Origin of the sequence: Enterococcus alishanensis (assembly GCF_019218635.1) — a bacterium.
Taxonomy (GTDB): Bacteria; Bacillota; Bacilli; order Lactobacillales; family Enterococcaceae; genus Enterococcus_A; species Enterococcus_A alishanensis.
Window position 1 is genome coordinate 469265 of record NZ_JAHUZB010000001.1, and the last position, 17511, is coordinate 486775.

At 33.8% G+C, this 17511-nt stretch carries 15 protein-coding genes, 1 tRNA gene and 1 pseudogene; 11 read left to right on the forward strand and 6 right to left on the reverse strand.

Annotated elements, in window-relative coordinates; genetic code table 11:
- The first annotated feature begins 22 nt into the window (after positions 1 to 22).
- The 7 genes from KUA55_RS02280 (at position 23) to KUA55_RS02310 (ending at position 8443) form a co-directional block, all read left to right on the forward strand.
- The gene (locus KUA55_RS02280; protein ID WP_218324549.1) at positions 23 to 1102 is read left to right on the forward strand and encodes a M24 family metallopeptidase; all 1080 of its coding nucleotides are present in this window, start codon (positions 23 to 25) and stop codon (positions 1100 to 1102) included.
- Positions 1089 to 2132, forward strand: coding sequence for a M42 family metallopeptidase (locus tag KUA55_RS02285; protein WP_218324550.1), 1044 nt, complete (start codon positions 1089 to 1091; stop codon positions 2130 to 2132). Before KUA55_RS02280 ends, KUA55_RS02285 begins: the two co-directional genes overlap by 14 nt.
- Positions 2119 to 3309 carry a MalY/PatB family protein gene (locus tag KUA55_RS02290; RefSeq protein WP_218324551.1) on the forward strand — a complete coding sequence of 397 codons (1191 nt, stop codon included), beginning with the start codon at positions 2119 to 2121 and terminating at the stop codon, positions 3307 to 3309. Before KUA55_RS02285 ends, KUA55_RS02290 begins: the two co-directional genes overlap by 14 nt.
- A gap of 125 nt (positions 3310 to 3434) precedes the next feature.
- A complete protein-coding gene (locus tag KUA55_RS02295; RefSeq protein WP_218324552.1) occupies positions 3435 to 4109 on the forward strand; it encodes a response regulator transcription factor in 675 nt (224 codons plus the stop codon).
- Complete coding sequence (locus KUA55_RS02300) at positions 4082 to 5218, forward strand: sensor histidine kinase (protein ID WP_218324553.1); 1137 nt, start codon at positions 4082 to 4084, stop codon at positions 5216 to 5218. Before KUA55_RS02295 ends, KUA55_RS02300 begins: the two co-directional genes overlap by 28 nt.
- A gap of 90 nt (positions 5219 to 5308) precedes the next feature.
- The gene (locus tag KUA55_RS02305) at positions 5309 to 5968 is read left to right on the forward strand and encodes an ABC transporter ATP-binding protein (protein ID WP_218324554.1); all 660 of its coding nucleotides are present in this window, start codon (positions 5309 to 5311) and stop codon (positions 5966 to 5968) included.
- Positions 5969 to 8443, forward strand: a complete 2475-nt coding sequence (locus KUA55_RS02310; RefSeq protein ID WP_218324555.1) for an ABC transporter permease — start codon at positions 5969 to 5971, stop codon at positions 8441 to 8443.
- Between the two features lie 50 nt (positions 8444 to 8493).
- On the opposite strand, the gene KUA55_RS02315 is transcribed toward KUA55_RS02310, so the two are convergent.
- Together KUA55_RS02315 and KUA55_RS02320 are read right to left on the reverse strand one after the other, a co-directional pair.
- Complete coding sequence (locus KUA55_RS02315; RefSeq protein WP_218324556.1) at positions 8494 to 9768, reverse strand: sensor histidine kinase; 1275 nt, start codon at positions 9766 to 9768, stop codon at positions 8494 to 8496.
- Positions 9758 to 10510, reverse strand: coding sequence for a response regulator transcription factor (locus tag KUA55_RS02320; protein WP_218324557.1), 753 nt, complete (start codon positions 10508 to 10510; stop codon positions 9758 to 9760). The genes KUA55_RS02315 and KUA55_RS02320 overlap by 11 nt, the downstream gene beginning before the upstream one ends.
- A gap of 228 nt (positions 10511 to 10738) precedes the next feature.
- On the opposite strand from KUA55_RS02320, the gene KUA55_RS02325 reads away from it, so the two are divergent.
- Positions 10739 to 11470: a winged helix-turn-helix domain-containing protein gene (locus KUA55_RS02325; RefSeq protein ID WP_218324558.1), complete on the forward strand. Its 732-nt coding sequence runs from the start codon at positions 10739 to 10741 to the stop codon at positions 11468 to 11470.
- Positions 11471 to 11530: 60 nt separating this feature from the next.
- Here KUA55_RS02325 and KUA55_RS02330 read toward each other — a convergent pair whose 3' ends face one another.
- Positions 11531 to 12181: a C39 family peptidase gene (locus KUA55_RS02330; protein WP_218324559.1), complete on the reverse strand. Its 651-nt coding sequence runs from the start codon at positions 12179 to 12181 to the stop codon at positions 11531 to 11533.
- A 62-nt stretch (positions 12182 to 12243) separates the two neighbouring features.
- Complete coding sequence (locus KUA55_RS02335; RefSeq protein WP_218324560.1) at positions 12244 to 14163, reverse strand: ABC-F family ATP-binding cassette domain-containing protein; 1920 nt, start codon at positions 14161 to 14163, stop codon at positions 12244 to 12246.
- A 212-nt stretch (positions 14164 to 14375) separates the two neighbouring features.
- On the opposite strand from KUA55_RS02335, the gene KUA55_RS02340 reads away from it, so the two are divergent.
- Positions 14376 to 15014: a redox-sensing transcriptional repressor Rex gene (locus KUA55_RS02340; protein ID WP_218324561.1), complete on the forward strand. Its 639-nt coding sequence runs from the start codon at positions 14376 to 14378 to the stop codon at positions 15012 to 15014.
- A 45-nt stretch (positions 15015 to 15059) separates the two neighbouring features.
- Here the strand turns inward: KUA55_RS02340 and KUA55_RS18250 are convergent, their stop codons facing one another.
- The gene (locus KUA55_RS18250) at positions 15060 to 15266 is read right to left on the reverse strand and encodes a thioredoxin family protein (protein WP_246601349.1); all 207 of its coding nucleotides are present in this window, start codon (positions 15264 to 15266) and stop codon (positions 15060 to 15062) included.
- 245 nt (positions 15267 to 15511) lie between these two features.
- Here KUA55_RS18250 and KUA55_RS02350 point away from each other — a divergent pair.
- Positions 15512 to 15582 (forward strand) — tRNA-Gly (locus KUA55_RS02350).
- Between the two features lie 513 nt (positions 15583 to 16095).
- On the opposite strand, the pseudogene KUA55_RS18690 reads toward KUA55_RS02350, so the two are convergent.
- A pseudogene (locus KUA55_RS18690) lies at positions 16096 to 16482 on the reverse strand (C39 family peptidase); the annotation flags it as partial.
- A gap of 294 nt (positions 16483 to 16776) precedes the next feature.
- On the opposite strand from KUA55_RS18690, the gene KUA55_RS02360 reads away from it, so the two are divergent.
- Positions 16777 to 17454 carry a CPBP family intramembrane glutamic endopeptidase gene (locus tag KUA55_RS02360; protein WP_218324563.1) on the forward strand — a complete coding sequence of 226 codons (678 nt, stop codon included), beginning with the start codon at positions 16777 to 16779 and terminating at the stop codon, positions 17452 to 17454.
- Positions 17455 to 17511: the final 57 nt, after the last annotated feature.

A 17511-nucleotide genomic window follows, 5' to 3' on the forward strand; every position in this document is an offset into this window, starting at 1 on the left:
TTTCTTTTAAAGGAGTGAGTGCATGAATAGCAAGAAAATACAGTCCCTTTTAGCAGTTAATAACTTGGATGGTCTATTGGTAACAGATAAAGTTAACCGACGTTATTTATCAGGCTTTACTGGATCTAATGGTTTGTTGTTAATTACAGAAAAAGAAAGTCATTTGTTTGTAGATGGTCGGTATACTGAACAAGCGCAGCAGCAAACAAAAGATACAAAAATTTGTGAGATTCCCGTTGGTAGTTCATTAGAGGAATTATTAGCAAAGAAATTTAAACAGCAAACATTTGGTTTTGAGGCACAAACAATTAATTATCAAACTTTCAAACTTTTCCAAACAATTGCTGAGAAAAATATCGGTAAATTAGTACCTACTAATTTTTTAATTGAAAAGTTGAGGATGATCAAAACAGATGAAGAAATCTCTAAAATAAAAAAAGCAGCACAATTGGCAGATGAGACTTTAGCAGAAATCATTCCATTCATTCAAGCTGGTATGACTGAAATAGAATTAGCTAATGAAATTGATTACCGCAGTAAGAAAAAAGGGAGTGATGGTCCAGCTTTTGAAACAATTGTAGCCTCCGGTCAACGAACAGCACTGCCTCACGCACATGCCAGTCACAAAAAAATTTCTGTAAATGAGTTAATCATGATTGATTTTGGCACGATTAATCAAGGTTATTATTCAGATATCACTAGAACATTTGCTTTTGGTCAAGTGTCAGCTGAAATTGAAACGATCTATCAAAAAGTATTAGCTGTTCAAAAAACAGCTATCAAAGAAGTAGTGACAGGAAAGGCGTTTGGTGAACTGGATCAAGAAGCTCGAAACGGATTTGCGGAAGACAGAATAGCTGATTTTTTTAGTCATAATTTAGGTCATGGTTTAGGATTGTCGTGTCATGAATATCCGTCCTTGGCACCTCATGAAACGACTAAAATTGAGAAAAATATGACATTTACGATTGAACCGGGAATTTATTTACCACAGCAATTTGGAATCAGAATCGAAGATGATATTTTGGTGAATAAAGAAGGTACTGCAGAAATACTGACAAAATTTCCAAAAGAATGGATGATGATTGATGAAACTTGCTAATTTATTGATGAAATTGTCAAATTTAGATGCGTTACCAGGACAAGAAGAACAAGTTAGGCTTGCATTGAAAGAAGAAATTCAACTTTCAAGTCAGCAAGATGCCTTTGGGAATTTATATTTTGGCAACCTAACGGCTACTAGAAAAAAGATAGCCATATACGCTCATATGGATGAAGTTGGTTTTTTTGTGCATCGAATTACCGAAGAGGGATTTGTTTATTTTTATCCGATTGGTGGTTGGTGGGGTCATGTGATTTTAGGTCAAACTGTGCGAGCAACTTGTCGAAAAAATGGCTACACGCTGAAAGGTGTGGTGGGAACATTACCAAAAGAAAATCATGATATGAAATCTGTGGTACCAATAAATGAAATGTATATTGATTTTGGTGCTAGTTCGGCAGAAGAATTGATAGCAGCAGGTCTACAAATTGGAGATATGATACTACCAGATACAATAGCTAATTATACTTTTAATCAGCAAAAAATAATCGGTAAGGCATTGGATAATCGTGTAGCCTGTACGGTTATGTCAGAAGTTTTAAATCAATATCAAGGGCAAAATTGTGAGGTGATTGGGGTCGCAACTGTACAGGAAGAAGCCGGCACTCGTGGCTCAAAAGTTGCTGTAAAAAATGTCGATGCTGATCTTAATTTAGTGATTGATGTAGCTAATGGAAAAGACACACCAAAAGCCGCTCAATTTGCCAATCGAATCTTAGGGAACGGTCCGGGCTTAGTTTTAGCTGATCGTACAGCTTTAGGTAATTTAAAATTATTAGATTTTATAAAAGAGATTGCTGAAGAAAAAAATCTTAATTGGCAATATGATTTGTTGGCAGGTGGTGGAACTGATGCTGGTTCAGTCCAACTATTTAATGGCAAACCTACTTTAGTTCTTTGTATTCCTGTGAGATATTGTCATTCATGGCATTCGATAGTTGACTTAAAAGATATCCAAAGGACAATTGATTTGATTTTGGCGGTTTTAGAAGTTTTAGATAAAAGGAGTGATATATTTGAGCAATTTTAAACAGCAGCAGTCTCGCTATGGTACCTATTCGACTCAATGGGATTATGTGCAAGATCGTTTTGGTGAAAAAAATTTGCTGCCATTTTCTATTTCTGATACTGATTTTATGATTCCAGAAGGGACGACGGCAGTTTTAAATCAAGCAGTCAATCGAGGTTTTTTTGGCTATACACGCTGGAATCATTTTGATTTTAAAGAAAGTATAAGTGGTTGGTTTCTTCGACAATTCGATTGTAAAATTGATCCAGAATGGTGCGTGTATGCGCCTAGCATTATCTATAGTCTATCAGTTGCACTCCAAATGTTTAGTCAAGAAAATGATAAAGTCATGACATTGACTCCTTGTTATGATGCTTTTTTTAATTGTATCAAAGAAAATAAACGGGAATTGTTGGCATTTTCTTTAACCAATCAAAATGAGTTTTTTACAATTGATTTTAGGATGTTGGCAGAAGCAATCGAAAGAGAACGACCAGCAGTATTTCTTTTGTGTAATCCGCATAATCCAACAGGACGTGTTTTTAATCAAGAGGAATTGGCAAAAATAATTGAACTGTGTAATCGATTTAATGTTGCAATTATTAGTGATGAAATTCATATGGATGTTCGTCGACCTGGAAAAACTCATTTACCTATATTAGCTTTAAAAAATAATATAAAAACACCAGTTGTACTGTTATCTTCACCTTCTAAAACATTTAATACACCAGGTTTAGGAGGATCATATGCTATTTTTCCCGATGAACAATTAAGAGAACAATTTCTAGCAATTCTAAAAGGACGCGATGGTCTGTCTTCAATACCTTATTTGGCCCTATTAGCCTTGATGGATTGCTATAATAATCAAAAGGAATGGTTAACAAGGTTAAATCAAACAATTGATGCAAATTTTAACGCACTAAAAAAAGTTTTAGACTTAGACAAACGAATAAAGTTTTTAATCCCTGAAGCGACTTATTTAGGCTGGATTAATCTTGAAACTTTACCTTATTCAATGGATGATCTTCAAGAAGTATTGGTAAAAAAAGAAAAGGTCGCCATCATGCGTGGGGAAACCTATGGTCCAGAAGGAATGAATTATCTTCGTTTTAATCTAGGAGCACCACAGGACAAAATTATTGAGGGAGCTCAGCGTTTGATGAGAAGCATTGCTTATTTAGATATGATCAAAAAATAAACGAGTGAAGTGTAAGTATAAAGCTTACACTTTATTTTTTTGGTTAGAGATTTATAAGTAAGGAAGAAATTCCCTTTAAACTTTTGCTACAATAGTTTTAAAGAATGAAAAATTTGGAGGTTGTCATGAGTAAAATACTATTGTTAGAAGATGATCAAAGCTTAAGTAAAGGAATTCAGCTAAGCTTGAAAAAAGAAGGCTATGAAGTAATAATTTGCTCTACCATTGCAGCCGCTAAAAAGGTATTCTTTGAACAAAGTTTTAATCTATTGATTAGTGATATTACTTTACCTGACGGCAATGGCTTGGACTTTTGTCAAGAAGTTCGTCGACATTCAAATATTCTGATATTAATATTGACCTCACATAAAGAAGAATATGAAATTGTTTCTGGTTATGAACAAGGTGCAGATGATTACGTTACTAAACCTTTTAGTTTAATGGTTTTGATTTCAAAGATTAACGCTTTATTCAAGCGAGTTCAAAATAATCGTGGCAATATTTTACATTCAAACGATTTAACACTCAACCCAGCTGAAATGAAAGTGACTCTTGGTGATGAAGTGGTGGTTTTAAGTAAAACAGAATTGCAATTATTATTAATATTTTTGGAAAATCCTCAACAGATTTTGTCACAAGAACAATTGTTGGAAACTATTTGGGATACAAAAGAAGGTTACATAGATAGAAATACGATTCCTGTTAATATTAGCCGTTTGCGACAAAAAGTTGGAAAAGAAAATATAAAAACAATTCGAGGGGTGGGCTATTTATGGGTAAACGCAGTTCAAAGATCTTAATAATCAGTCTGCTAATATTGCTTTTTAGTGGTGGATTATTGTTTTGGAACTATCAGTCTTTTCAAACGGGATTTCGTGAAAACCAGGCTTATTTATTAGGAAAACTGATTGAAGAAAGTAGTTTGTCAGAAGAACAAGTAATTCGTATTGTTAATCAAGAAACTGATGAAGCACAAATAGAGACAGGTCAGTTATTATCAGAAAAATATGGTTTGCTAAACAAAGAAACAACTCAACAAAATTTGATTCAGAAATATACAATCAAAAATCTGCTAATTACTATTACAACAGTGTTTTTATTGATTGTTTTTTTTATTTTTCATCTTAAAAGGCTAAGAAAAGAACAGATTTTAGTGGATAATCAATTGACTGAACAAACAGAGGCTATTACGTTAACTCAATTGCAGCTTCAAAAAAAGTCTAAAGAAGATGACGATATTAAATCCAGCATAACTGAAATTGCTCATCAGTTAAAAACGCCAATTTCTTCTTTGAAATTAAGTATGGAGATTGCCCTTTCTGAAAATTATTCTGTAGATGAGCGGCAAGATTTTAAGAAGCAAGCTGAAATACAAATAAATAAGCTAGATTTGATGTTAGATGGTTTGGTTAAAATCTCTCAATTAGAGGCAGACTTAATTTCGTTAAGCCCTCAACAATATAGTTTGGAAAAGTTATTAGAAAAAGTTGTCAACGGTTTGATTATGTCGGCAATTGAAAAGAAGATTGAGATTGAAGTCATTCAAACTGAAGCTATCGATATTTTTGTTGATATCAAATGGACACGGGAGGCTCTAGGAAACATTTTAGAGAACGCTATAAAATACTCACCAACTGACTCAAAAATACGTATTCGCTGTTCTAGTTTAGTCAATTACGCCTTAATAGAAATAATTGATCAAGGTCCAGGGATTGCCAAAGAAGAGTTAAGTCTAATTTATCAACGTTTTTATCGCGGTCAGCAAACAGTTGAAACAGAAATTGAAGGTTCAGGGGTTGGCTTATTTTTAGCGCGGAAAATTATTGAAGAACAGCATGGTGCTCTCCTGGTGAAAAATCAAAATCCTCAAGGTTCAAATTTTCAAATAACCTTACCTTTAATTAAATAGTTTCTTACAGTTCTGTTATCTAGATTGAAAGCTGATTGAAAGCTTTCTTTTTTATACTTGTAGTAAGAGATAGGAAAGAGGGCGATTGAAATGATTTTGGAGATTAATGATTTGGTAAAACATTATGATGATGGTAGTACAATTGTTAAGGCTGTAGACCATATAGATTTGTTAGTGGAGAAAGGGGAATTTGTTACGATTGTCGGCAAATCAGGCTCTGGTAAAAGCACCTTGTTAAATTTAATTGGTGGTTTAGATCGACCAGATTCTGGAGCAGTTATAATAGACGATAAAAATATCTTCACTTTGAAAGACGAAAAGCTTGCTGAATTTCGCCGGAAAAAAATCGGCTTTATTTTTCAAAGCTATAATTTAATTCCATCTTTGAATGTTTGGGAAAATATTGTTTTACCGATTGGTTTAGATAGTCGAAAAGTGAAAGAACCTTTCATTGAAGACTTATTAAAGACGATTGGTTTAGCAGATCGAAAACGTGCATTACCCAGCGAATTATCTGGTGGTCAACAGCAACGGGTAGCAATTGCACGAGCTATCGCAGCTGAACCTTCAATAATTTTAGCAGATGAGCCAACCGGGAATCTTGATACCAAAACAGAACTAGAAGTCATGACATTATTGAAAAATTCAGTAGAAAATTTTGGTCAGACGTTAATTATGATTACCCATGATGAAATGATTGCACAAATGGCGGATCGGATTGTCCATATTGAAGATGGGCAGGTGATTTAAATGAAAACCGTACTAAATTTAGCCTGGGCGAATACGAAATATCATCGGGTTAAAAATATTTTATCAGGTTTAGCGATTGTATTTACGACAATTTTGGTTTATTTAATTATTAGTATTGGCATGGGAATGGTCAATACACAAAATTATGCAGTAAATAGTATTTATCCAACTTTTCATACGATGTATCGAAATGTTTCGGAGCCAGTGAAGGATCAATTAATTTTGAATCAATCTTTTGAAGCATATGGCTTAAGACAAGACATCGGCGAGATACCTATTGAGGATGGACGCATAGTAATAACGCATTTTGACAAGCAAGCCTTAAAACTGTCAAAAGGTACTATCAAAGAAGGAAAAGCGCCGCAAAAAGATAATGAGATCGCATTATCTAAAGGAGGGCTTTTGTCTCTAGGATTTGCCGATGCTAAATTGGGAGACACAATTCCTATAGCTTACCAACGTTATGAAAAAGAAGGTTTAAGTATCGCACAAACTAATGATTTTAAATTAGTAGGTATTTTACCAGAAGGAACGCAAACGAAGAAAAATAAAGTATTATCGATGCTGGTTTCAGAGAATTTTACTAAATCAGTTATTCCTGAAACAGAAAGGACATATAGAGTTTTAGTAAGATTTCGTACGAACGAAGCAAGTACAACTGATGAGATAGAAAATATTTCAAAAAAAATCGCAGAAGATTTTGATATTTCAGAAGCAGATACTGTCATGAATAGTGATTATCTTTTTGCCAATTATGTTGATCCTAGTTTTTTTAAAGGAATGATTTTTATTGTTGCAATCATTCTGATAGTGGGAGCTTTAACGATTTATAGTATCTATTACGTTTCAATGATTAATAAAGTCCAAGAATACGGGAAACTCAGAGCATTAGGCGCAAACAAAAAGCAAATTAGAATAGTTGTATTGGTTGAAAATTTATTGGTGGCCCTTATTGCGATTCCAATTGGTTTAATCATTAGTATCTTTTCTGCGAAATTTTTCTTCCAACAAATTATGTCTACTTATACTGAAAATGAAATGATGATCGTTATACAGAAAATTATTGCGGAAGGTAAGGTTAGTTTATTTATTCCGTGGATTGCAATATTGGCAATAGTGGTTACATTGTTAACAGTGGTTATCTCATCTTTGAAACCTATGCGATTCGCTAGTAAAATCATGCCTGTTGAAGCGATGAATTATGCAGGAAAGAAATCGAAAAAACGTAAACATCAAAAAAGTTTTACAAATTTAAACTTGCGAAAGCTGGCTGAAACCAATCTTTTCCGTAATAAAAAAAGAACATTCACAACGATTATTTCATTGAGTTTGATTGGGATTTTATTTATTATCGTGGCAACTATTTTTACCTGTATGAACCCAGCTCAGATTGCCAGAGATGCTATTGCTGAAGACTTTAGGATAGAAACAGATGCTGTTTCAGGAGATAAAATGAATCCTCAGCAAGAATGGACGGTAATTCAACAAAATAATCCATTGTCTGAAGATACTCTACAAGAAATTGAACAACTTTCTGGTGTTCAAAAAATCTATCCTCAGCGAATGATGAGTTTTGAGGCACCCGCAATAATGAGTATATACGGTGATGGTGCATTAACAGGATTTCTTAAAGGCTTTGACGAAGAACAATTTAAGACAATAAAGAGTTACGTGAAGAAAGAGGATGTTAGTTTTGCGGACTTATTAACTGGCAATAAAGTGATTGCGACAGAAGTTTTAGTGAAACATTATCCGGAGATCAAAGTAGGAAGTAAAATAAAAGTAGAATTATTTGCTGGAGATCAGTCCCACATTCAAGAACTAACGGTTGCAGCTATCGCTGATGTTCCCGAAGGAATTGTAGGTAGAGGAACTCTATTGACAAGTAATCAATTCATAAAAGAACAGTCACCCCACAATACGACATATTCGATTGATGTCCAAGTCCAACCTCAAAAAATGACTGCTATCAAAGAAAAACTAACTAATATTATCAATAGATATGATTATTTGACAATGGATTCATTTACAGAAATTGAAAAAGAATGGGAATCAATCACTGTTTTAATGAGTGGTGCAGTTTATGGAATCATGATAATTCTTGGCATTGTCGGTGTGATGAATTTAATCAATACAACTATAGATAGTATTTTGTCACGCAAAAAACAGTTAGGTGTCATGCAAGCGATTGGTATGTCGAATCGTCAAATGCGTCGTATGTTACAGGGAGAAGGACTATTTTATGCAGTAGGTATTATTGCATTGTCGGTATTTTTTGGTAGCATACTTGGCTATGGCGCTTATATTTATGCTGTAACAAATCGGGTATTACAAATAAAAACCTATGCCTATCCAACGATACAAGTCGTTTTATTAATTTTAATTGTAATTATCGTTCAATTGATTTTAACGTTTGCAACTACTAAAATGGTAACAAAAGAAACAATAATATCTCGAATTCATTATTCTGAATAATGAAAAAAACCTTTAAGTCGACAACCATTGAGTGGTTTCGCTTAAAGGTTTTAATATTTTAGGATCAATTTTGCATTAAAAAAGCCATTTTCATTCTTTAGTAAAAATTGGCAATCATGGTAAGAATGGATAATTTTCTTTAAATTCCATAAGCCTAGGCCAGAATGATTGTTCTTTGTGCTATTTCCCTTTTTTAGAATAGCTGCTATATCGACAGGATTACTAGAAGGGTTAGCCACATTAATGATTAATTTGTCACGATCATTAGTAAAACTGACTGAGATTTTTTTATTCTTTTCATTTTGAACTGCTTCGATTGCATTGTTCATTAAGATAGAGAATACCCTTAAAAAATCAACTAATGATACTGTTGGAATTGTTGAAATTGGATCAATTTTCAAAGTCAATTCAATATCTTCTTGTTCACAAACACGAATGAATTCAGTGACTAATCCTCTCAAAGCAGTATTTTGAATAACTGAAATTTGATCATAATGATAATTTTTCAGATATCCTTTTGTACTACCCACGATCTGTTCCAGAAATTCCTGAGCACCAATGATATCCTCATTAGACAAGTATTCTTCCATGGCTAACATGATATTTCGAAAATCATGGCGGTATTCTCTAATTAGCTGAAAATTCTCTCTTTCATCTTCCAAAGATAGTGTCAGATTTTCTACATATTTTCTCTGTTGATAGTTTTTATTGATTAAAGTCAGTAAAGAAATCAGTAAAGTTGAGATTACGAACATTAAACATAGTACTAAAAGGAGTGTGACCACGACTCCACGCATAGAAATGTAGACATGTAAAAACATTAGAATTAGGAATAGTAGGAAAATACCTAAGCCTAGACGTGTATATTTTTGGGATGTATCATTTAAAGATTGCCAAATGGCATATTTTTTATCTAATTTACTAAACCCGAATGAGCAGAGCAATAACAATAAAAATTGAAGAACACTAACAATTAAGTGGTTGTAATGGAACGGTTGACCTAACAAATTCATAATTTCTCTAGGGAAATGATAGGTAACTACCCAAACTAACATAATTAAGCTGTCAGCAAAAATTAGAAATACAGCAGGCAAAAGCCAATTTTTAGTATGGTTATACATCATAAAGTATTGGATAAAGAAGTAAGCTAGAATATTAATGTATAGGAAACTATCACTAGTATAGACTGAAAGGAGAGCGGTTGACGCAGTAATAACAGATAAAATTAAAGCCTGTCTTTTTGAAAGTAACTTCTTGTAAAAAAAACTCCAGATCAATGCCAAGTAATTAATTGCATAGGCAGTGACCATAAAGCTAAAGCTCATTTAACTCAAGGCCCTTCAAAAATAATTTCATTTTACGTGCCCCAACTTTACCAATCTCCAAACTCGTACCATCAGTAAACTGAACGGTTCCTTCTAAAGTACTAATATTTTTCACCAATGCTAAATTAATGATAAAAGATTTTAATTCCTTACATATATAAGGACTCTTCATCGACTTCTTCAGATCAGATAGTTTCCCACGTACCATACACTCACCATCTTTATGCTTAATCAGTACCGTTTTTTTAAACCCAGGGACGGTGGCCGCATAAAAAATATTACTTTCTAAAATCAAAATATCAGTTTCAAAATTATCTAATACTAAGATCTGTTCTTCTTTTTGTTTCTCTATAACTTTCAAATTGGCTTTTTTTAAAAGCGTCTCTATCGCAACAGTCAGTTCATCAGCAGACTGATCTTTTAGTAGATAACCAAGGGGGAAGATTTGTCGATTTAAAATTTCAATTCCCTTTGAGTCAAAGGCACTCAAAAAAACAATAAACGCTGATTTATTTTGCTGTCTAATTTTTTCAGCAAGATCAATTCCTGAAAAATAAGTTTTTAGGTCAATATCTAAGATAAAGAAATCATCGTCAAAAATTTCGAGCTCAGATATTTTTTGATAAAATTCCTGTTCATTCGTAATTTCATTTAAAGAAAGATTTGTGAACGCTAATGCAGAAATTACGTCCTTTATTTTTTTTCTAATAATAAATTGATCGTCGATCATAAAAATACGCATCAGCTAATCCCTCCTCTTTTCTAAAACGATAGTATCACATTACTCAAAAAATAATAGATAAAAGACTCAAGATGTTGAGAAAACGGTTTCAAAGGGATTTACAAGAAAAGCTAATGTAGTAATATTTGTACAATGAAATAAATAAAAATCTTTTATTCTGTCAAAAATTTCTTAAATTTTAAAATAACTAAAGTACTAAAATAATTTTTTGTGAAAGAAGTGTGGATTATGAATACAGTTTTAATATTAACGCAAAATCTTTTGGCCGAAAATGATTTGCGACAAAAATTAGAATTATTAGGTTACGAAGTTTTATGCTCGAACTCTTTAGTAAATTTAATACTTAATGATCGAACACGGGCATTCAACAATTTGTCTGTTTTTGAAATTATTATTTTTAGTGAGACCTTATCTGATGATACGACGGAGCAATTATTAAGAAAAATAGCTAAAAATGGTATCAGAACTTATCGAGTAGATGAGGGGTCTTTAATAGAAGATTTTGAAGAAATGGGTCTTTCTGGTTGGTTAACACCAAATATGTCGTTAAAAGAAATTAGAGAAGTATTGATAAAAACTGGACCAACAACTGAAAATGACCGATTAAAAATGTCCGCTGGGTTACAAGGTGAAGAGACTGAACAGCAATCATTACAAAATTTCCTGAATGACTTATCGAAAAATGAGCGGCGTGCCTTTAATGAATTGTATCAAGCGAATGGGGAAATTGTTGGCCGAAATGAATTGGCTAGTTGTCTTTGGTCAGGAGAAACTACCCAATCAAACTTAGCCCAGTTGTCACAAATCATTCGAAAATTACGACAAAAAATGGAAAATGAGAATATTGATGGTAATTATATTATTACTAATTGGAGAAAAGGTTACTATCTTTCAAAGCATTTTTGTGAACAAATTGCAGCTTATGAAAACCAACAATTATTAAATCATATATCAGTCTAAGTAATTACTAAATACAAAAAAGGACATTGAAGAAAAATAATTCTCCAATGTCCTTTTTTGTCAACTAAATGCCCAAGCATTTGAAGTTTGGTTTAAGATGTCAATTAGGTTATAAGTTTGATTGTAATGCTTTTTTCGTGGTGAGTCATTTGGATCGAATACCCGGATTTGATCAGTATTTAGATCTTTCATGATAACCATAATATGACCAACATCGGTAAATTCTCCTGGATTAACTGAAAGAACAACTGGTATATTTCGATTTAAAGCATTTTGAATAGCGCTGCCATCCACTCCTAAATTTTGATAATTCAAACCATTATTCGCCGCAAAAGCGGAAAAGATTGACCATGCTGTCCCAGAACCTTCAGTATAATATGTATTGCCGCTCCAGTTTAAAATTTCTTGAGGACTCACGTTACGACTTTGGTAAAAGGAAGCAACCATCGCAAGACTAGCTATGGCACATCCATTGGTAGCTAAATCGTTAGTCGTCGAACCACTGCCGTAAGGAGTGTTGGCCCAAGTAGGATCAGTCTGTAAAATTAATGGCATTTTTTGTCCGTCTGTTTGTAATTTTTGATTGGCTTCACTGACAAAAGCAGCATCGACGGGTTGGCTACTTTCAATAAAATAGCGGTAACCGAAATAGCCGCCACCTAATAGTAGTAATAAAAATAAAAATTTCGGAAATCGACTTTTTCGTCGCATAAAAACACCTCCGTTGTCTTCATTAAACAATAAAGATCCGGAGGTGTCATCTGTCTAAAGACCTATTCCAACTCTTCTAAAGATAAACTTAATTCTTCCCATTCAGCTTCTTGATTTTCTTGTTCAGCTTTAACAGCTTCCAATTGATTTGTCAGCTCTAAAAGTCGCACATGATCATTTAGCGCATCAGGTTTGGTCATGGCTGTTTCTAATTGTCCAATCGTTTCATCAAGTTTTGCTAAATTTTCTTCAATTGCGGTAATCTTTCTAGATAGCGAGCGCTGCAGCTTTTGTTGTTCTTTATCTTGATAGAATTTATTCTTAGGTGCTTCGGTAACGGTAGTTTTTTCCGCTAACATTTCTGCGATTTCTTCTTCTTCTTTTTTCTTTTCTAAGTAATAATCGTAATCACCTAAGTATAATTTACTACCTTCAGGACGCAATTCAATGACTTTATTAGCAATTCGATTAATAAAGTAACGGTCATGGGAAACAAATAGCAATGTTCCTTCGTAATCAATTAAAGCATTTTCTAGAACTTCTTTATTGTCAATGTCTAGATGGTTAGTAGGTTCATCTAAAATTAAGAAATTTTCTTTGTTCATAGATAATTTTGCTAAAGCGACACGAGCTTTTTCACCACCACTTAATAAAGGAATGGTTTTTTCGACATCTTCACCACTAAACAAAAAGCCACCTAAAACTGTGCGGATATCTTTTTCTGGAGTGGTAGGATGTTCATCCCATAATTCAGCTAAAATGGTTTTGTTGCCGTGTAGTTCGGCCTGTGCTTGATCATAATAACCAATTGAAACATTTGTCCCAATATGAGCTTCTCCTTTTATAAAAGGAATTTGACCAATAATTGATTTAAGTAATGTAGATTTTCCAATTCCGTTAGGTCCAACTAATGCAACAGCGTCTTGACGGCGAATATCTAAATTAATAGGATCAGCTAAAATTTCATCATATCCAACAGCCGCATCTTCAACTTGACATACCACATTACCAGAAGTCTTGTTAATATCAAACATAAATGTTGCTGATTTTTCTTTGCCATCTGGTCGATCTAAACGATCCATTTTCTCTAGTGTTTTCCGGCGACTTTGGGCACGTTTCGTAGTGGAAGCACGGACTAAGTTTCGAGCAACAAAATCTTCCAGCTTACCAATTTCTGTTTGTTGCTTTTCATAGGCTTTCCAGTCACTTTGCAATTGAGCGGCCTTCAGATCTAAATAGCGGGAGTAATTTCCCGTGTAATGAGTCATTTTGTGGCGGGCAATTTCATATATTTGATTCACCACATGATCTAAAAAGTAGCGGTCATGGGAAACAATCAGTAATGCGCCAGGATAGCCTTGTAAATAATCTTCTAACCAAGCCAAAGTTTCAATATCGAGGTGGTTAGTAGGTTCATCTAAGATTAAAATATCTGGTTTGACCAATAACATACGAGCCAAAGCCAGTCTGGTTTTCTGACCACCAGACAAGGTATCAATCGGCTGCTGATAAAAAGATTCATCAAAATTAAAACCATGTAGGACACTTCTGATTTCATTTTCATAGCCATAACCATTTTGGTCATTGAAATCGTGTTGTAGTTGGTCGTATTCTTTCATCAGACTAGGATAATTTGAATCATTTTCAGCAGTAGTGCTGATTAGTACTTCTAATTCTCGCATGCGCCTTTCCATTTGACGTACTTTTTCAAAAGCTTTTAGCATTTCATTCCAAACATTTTCATTGGAGGTTAAGCCAGTGTCTTGTGCTAAATAGCCTAAAGTTGCTTGTTTATTTTTAATAATTTGTCCAGCGTCGGGTGCTTCGATACCAGCAATAATTTTTAGTAAAGTTGATTTTCCTGCGCCATTCCGCCCAACAAGACCGATGCGCGCTTTGCTGGCAACTTCGAGATGGAGATTTTCAAATAATGTTTCGGCGCCAAAATAGCGGGCGACCTGATTTGCCTGTAATAAAATCATATTTTTTCCTCTTTTATCTGTTTTAGCTAGATTTAGTCTATCATATTTCTTTTTTATTTTTTAGAAAAAGGTGGAATAATTGTACTAGCTTTCTTAAAGCAACGTGAATATTTCACAATTAGTGAGCATAGCCATTGCTTTTTTAGTATAAAAATTGCTATTATAGGTTTGTAGTAAAGCAAATTGCAATTTTTATTATAAGGAGAGTTATTGTGAAAGAAAATTCAATTCCAAAAGCAACAGTTAAACGTTTGCCGTTATATTATCGGTATTTACGGATTTTAAATAGCGCTGGCAAGACAAAAGTATCCTCAACAGAATTAAGTGAAGCGATTCAAGTAGACAGCGCGACAATTCGCCGTGATTTTTCTTACTTTGGTGAACTGGGTAAAAGAGGTTACGGTTATGATGTAGAAGATTTGATGAATTTCTTCGGTAAAATTTTAAACGATGACCAATTAACCAACGTTGCATTGGTTGGGGTGGGGAATCTAGGTAGTGCCCTATTAAAATTTAAATTTCATCAAAGCAATAGTATTCGTGTAAGTTGCGCCTTTGATGTAAAAGAAGATATTGTTGGTCGGATTGTAGATGGTATTCCCGTTTATCCATTAGATAGCATGAAAGAGCAAATTAAATTACAACAAATTGAAATTGCAATTCTAACAATTCCAGCTGAACAAGGACAAGCAGTAGTCGATCAATTAGTTGAAGCAGGGATCAAAGGAATCTTGAACTTTACTTCAGCTCGCTTATCCGCGCCAGATAATATTATTATTCAAAGCGTTGATTTAACAAATGAATTACAAACCTTGATTTATTTCTTACACCATGGAAATGATGAAAAGTAAATTTTAAAAGCCCGAGGCAATTTTCAACAATTGCTTCGAGCTTTTTTAATTAAATAAATCATTGTAGTCAACATCTGCGGATTCTTTTGGTAGTTGCTGTAAAATATGTTCAATGTCTTTCATTTGTAAAAAACGCGCTTGACGTAAAACTTCACGACCATTATGAAAAATTAAAATTGCCGGAACTGTCAACACTTCAAAGTAACCGGCTAAGTCTGGTTCTGTCATGATATCTAAATGAAAATAAGGCATCTGGTATTTCTCTGTTAGCGCTCGTACCCGAGGCTCGTCAACATGACAGATACTTCAATTTGGTGAAGAGATAAAAACAACGGTATTATTCTTATCAGCAATATTTTGTTGAGTATTTTTTAAAGTGTCCATAAAAAATTAGCTCCCATCTTATACTGTTGAAGGTAGAAGATTATGATCTTTTTGTCAAACATCTTTTCTTGCTTGTAGAAAAAAATAAAAAGCGTTATACTTTTTATGGTAATGCGGGTGTAGTTTAGTGGTAAAACAGAAGCTTCCCAAGCTTCCGTCGCGAGTTCGATTCTCGTCACCCGCTTAAAAAAAGCACGAAACCTATCAAGTAAGGTTTCGTGCTTTTTAGTAATTTTTTTAACAAAAGTAATTATTATTGAATCAGATACTCAAGCATCACATCAGTGTCTTCTGGCATAACATTTCCTGCATAATTTGGTGTGATTAATGAAATACTGCCGGAGTCATTGTATTGAAGATAGAGATCACCGACAAGGTCTTGTTGTTCTTCTCCAGAAACGATAGTCCCAAGTTTAATAGTGGTATTTACTGAATTTGTTTTTATGCTATGATCTTTGGCAGAAAAAATTCGGACATCTTTGGTTGCTACTTGTTGTAAAGTAGCATTGTAGACAATCGAATTTTGTTGACCATTGTAATCAGTGTATTTGAATGTCACTTGACCATTTGCTGAACTGGAAGGATTTGTAAAGGTTGTTGAGATATTATTCGGGACGTTTACGCCACTAATATAAAAATTCTTTGTACCACTGATTTCATTGTTAGCCACTGCAAATGGATAAGTTGGACGACTTTCAGCATACCATGCAACATTTTCATCTTTCCAGCCGGCACGTTTTAAATTATCTCTTTCGCCAGTATCCAAAGTATAATGATGAGCTCCCGCCACGGCGTTAGGATTATAGAGACGGTAAAGTGGCAAATCATTTTGTTCAGCTGAGAGCCACGAGATATTTTCGTATTGCCAACCAACACTTATTAAATGATCTCTTTCACCTGTGTCCATCGTGTAGTGGTGATCGCCAGCATTAGCATTGTATAAACGATAAACTGGTGAACCACTATTTGGAGCTATCCACCCTATACCTTCATAATGCCAGCCAACCTTCCGTAAATTGTCACTTTCTCCTTTGTTTTCAGTGTAAAAATGTTCTGAACTATTGGCGTTGTAAAGACGATACATCTCCGCCGCTGACGCATCTTCACTATTGACTACGAACCCCCAAAATCCTACAGCAGTTCCCAAAGATAAAGCTATTAAACCTTTTCTCATGATAGTTCCTCCTTTTTTATAAAACGCTTTCAATTATATTTTATCGAATCTTGAAACAAAGTACAAATATTTTGAAAATAATTATAATAAAACTCCTTTTTTAATTCTATTGAAACTCAGTACGCCCAAACCAATCTTACAGAAATGAAACATTGATTACACAAATACTGGTGTAGAATAAACTCATGAAATGAGGTGAATCTAATGGCTGATAAAGATCAATCTGTTTTTTTAAAGTTAATCTTAAAAATATTTTTCTTTTTTTTATTTATTCAAATTTTAGGAGTGCCACAATTTGAAGCTTTTGCTCCTTATTTTCCCAATTTTATGCAGCAATATGAACTGCCTTTATTAGTTGGGGAGGTGACGTTAAGTGTCTTTTTGTTACATTTCCTGTATAGTCGTTATCGGAATCAGCTGAGAATTGCTAACCCAAATCATTTTGGAAAAGAAAAACTAGCTGGAAATAAGATTTTGTTTACGGTAGGTATGTTTGTTGTCATGAACATAGTTGCTATTGTTTTTAGTAGTTTCTTGTCTTTAGATACACCAGATAATCAAGAAGCAATTAATCAAGCAACCGCTTTAGTGCCTATGCTGGCAGTTTTCAATACGGTCGTTTTTGGCCCTTTAGCAGAAGAAATAATTTTTCGAGGTATTTTTTTCAATTATTTTTTTAATCAAAATCGACGTAATTCACACATATTAGCAATTATTGTTTCTGGAACTGTTTTTGGTTTGATGCATGAAGCTTCTTTTTCACTGGCTTTTTTATATTATGCAAGTTTAGGTTGGATTCTAGCAGGAACTTATTTATATACGAAAGATTTACGCTACAGTATGGCAATTCATCTCTTATTTAATTTATTAGGTTCGTTATAAGAAAAGAGACTAGCAAATCTGTACCGACCCCAAAAAGTTAGACCAAAAATCTAACTT

Bases quoted from the DNA above. Each gene is read 5' to 3' on its own strand.
- KUA55_RS02295 (WP_218324552.1), top strand. From the start codon at position 3,435: ATGAGTAAAATACTATTGTTAGAAGATGATCAAAGCTTAAGTAAAGGA.
- KUA55_RS02315 (WP_218324556.1), bottom strand. From the start codon at position 9,768: ATGAGCTTTAGCTTTATGGTCACTGCCTATGCAATTAATTACTTGGCA.
- KUA55_RS02325 (WP_218324558.1), top strand. From the start codon at position 10,739: ATGAATACAGTTTTAATATTAACGCAAAATCTTTTGGCCGAAAATGAT.
- KUA55_RS02320 (WP_218324557.1), bottom strand. From the start codon at position 10,510: ATGCGTATTTTTATGATCGACGATCAATTTATTATTAGAAAAAAAATA.
- KUA55_RS02310 (WP_218324555.1), top strand. From the start codon at position 5,969: ATGAAAACCGTACTAAATTTAGCCTGGGCGAATACGAAATATCATCGG.
- KUA55_RS02280 (WP_218324549.1), top strand. From the start codon at position 23: ATGAATAGCAAGAAAATACAGTCCCTTTTAGCAGTTAATAACTTGGAT.
- KUA55_RS02300 (WP_218324553.1), top strand. From the start codon at position 4,082: ATGGGTAAACGCAGTTCAAAGATCTTAATAATCAGTCTGCTAATATTG.
- KUA55_RS02285 (WP_218324550.1), top strand. From the start codon at position 1,089: ATGAAACTTGCTAATTTATTGATGAAATTGTCAAATTTAGATGCGTTA.
- KUA55_RS18250 (WP_246601349.1), bottom strand. From the start codon at position 15,266: ATGCCTTATTTTCATTTAGATATCATGACAGAACCAGACTTAGCCGGT.
- KUA55_RS02305 (WP_218324554.1), top strand. From the start codon at position 5,309: ATGATTTTGGAGATTAATGATTTGGTAAAACATTATGATGATGGTAGT.
- KUA55_RS02360 (WP_218324563.1), top strand. From the start codon at position 16,777: ATGGCTGATAAAGATCAATCTGTTTTTTTAAAGTTAATCTTAAAAATA.
- KUA55_RS02335 (WP_218324560.1), bottom strand. From the start codon at position 14,163: ATGATTTTATTACAGGCAAATCAGGTCGCCCGCTATTTTGGCGCCGAA.
- KUA55_RS02330 (WP_218324559.1), bottom strand. From the start codon at position 12,181: ATGCGACGAAAAAGTCGATTTCCGAAATTTTTATTTTTATTACTACTA.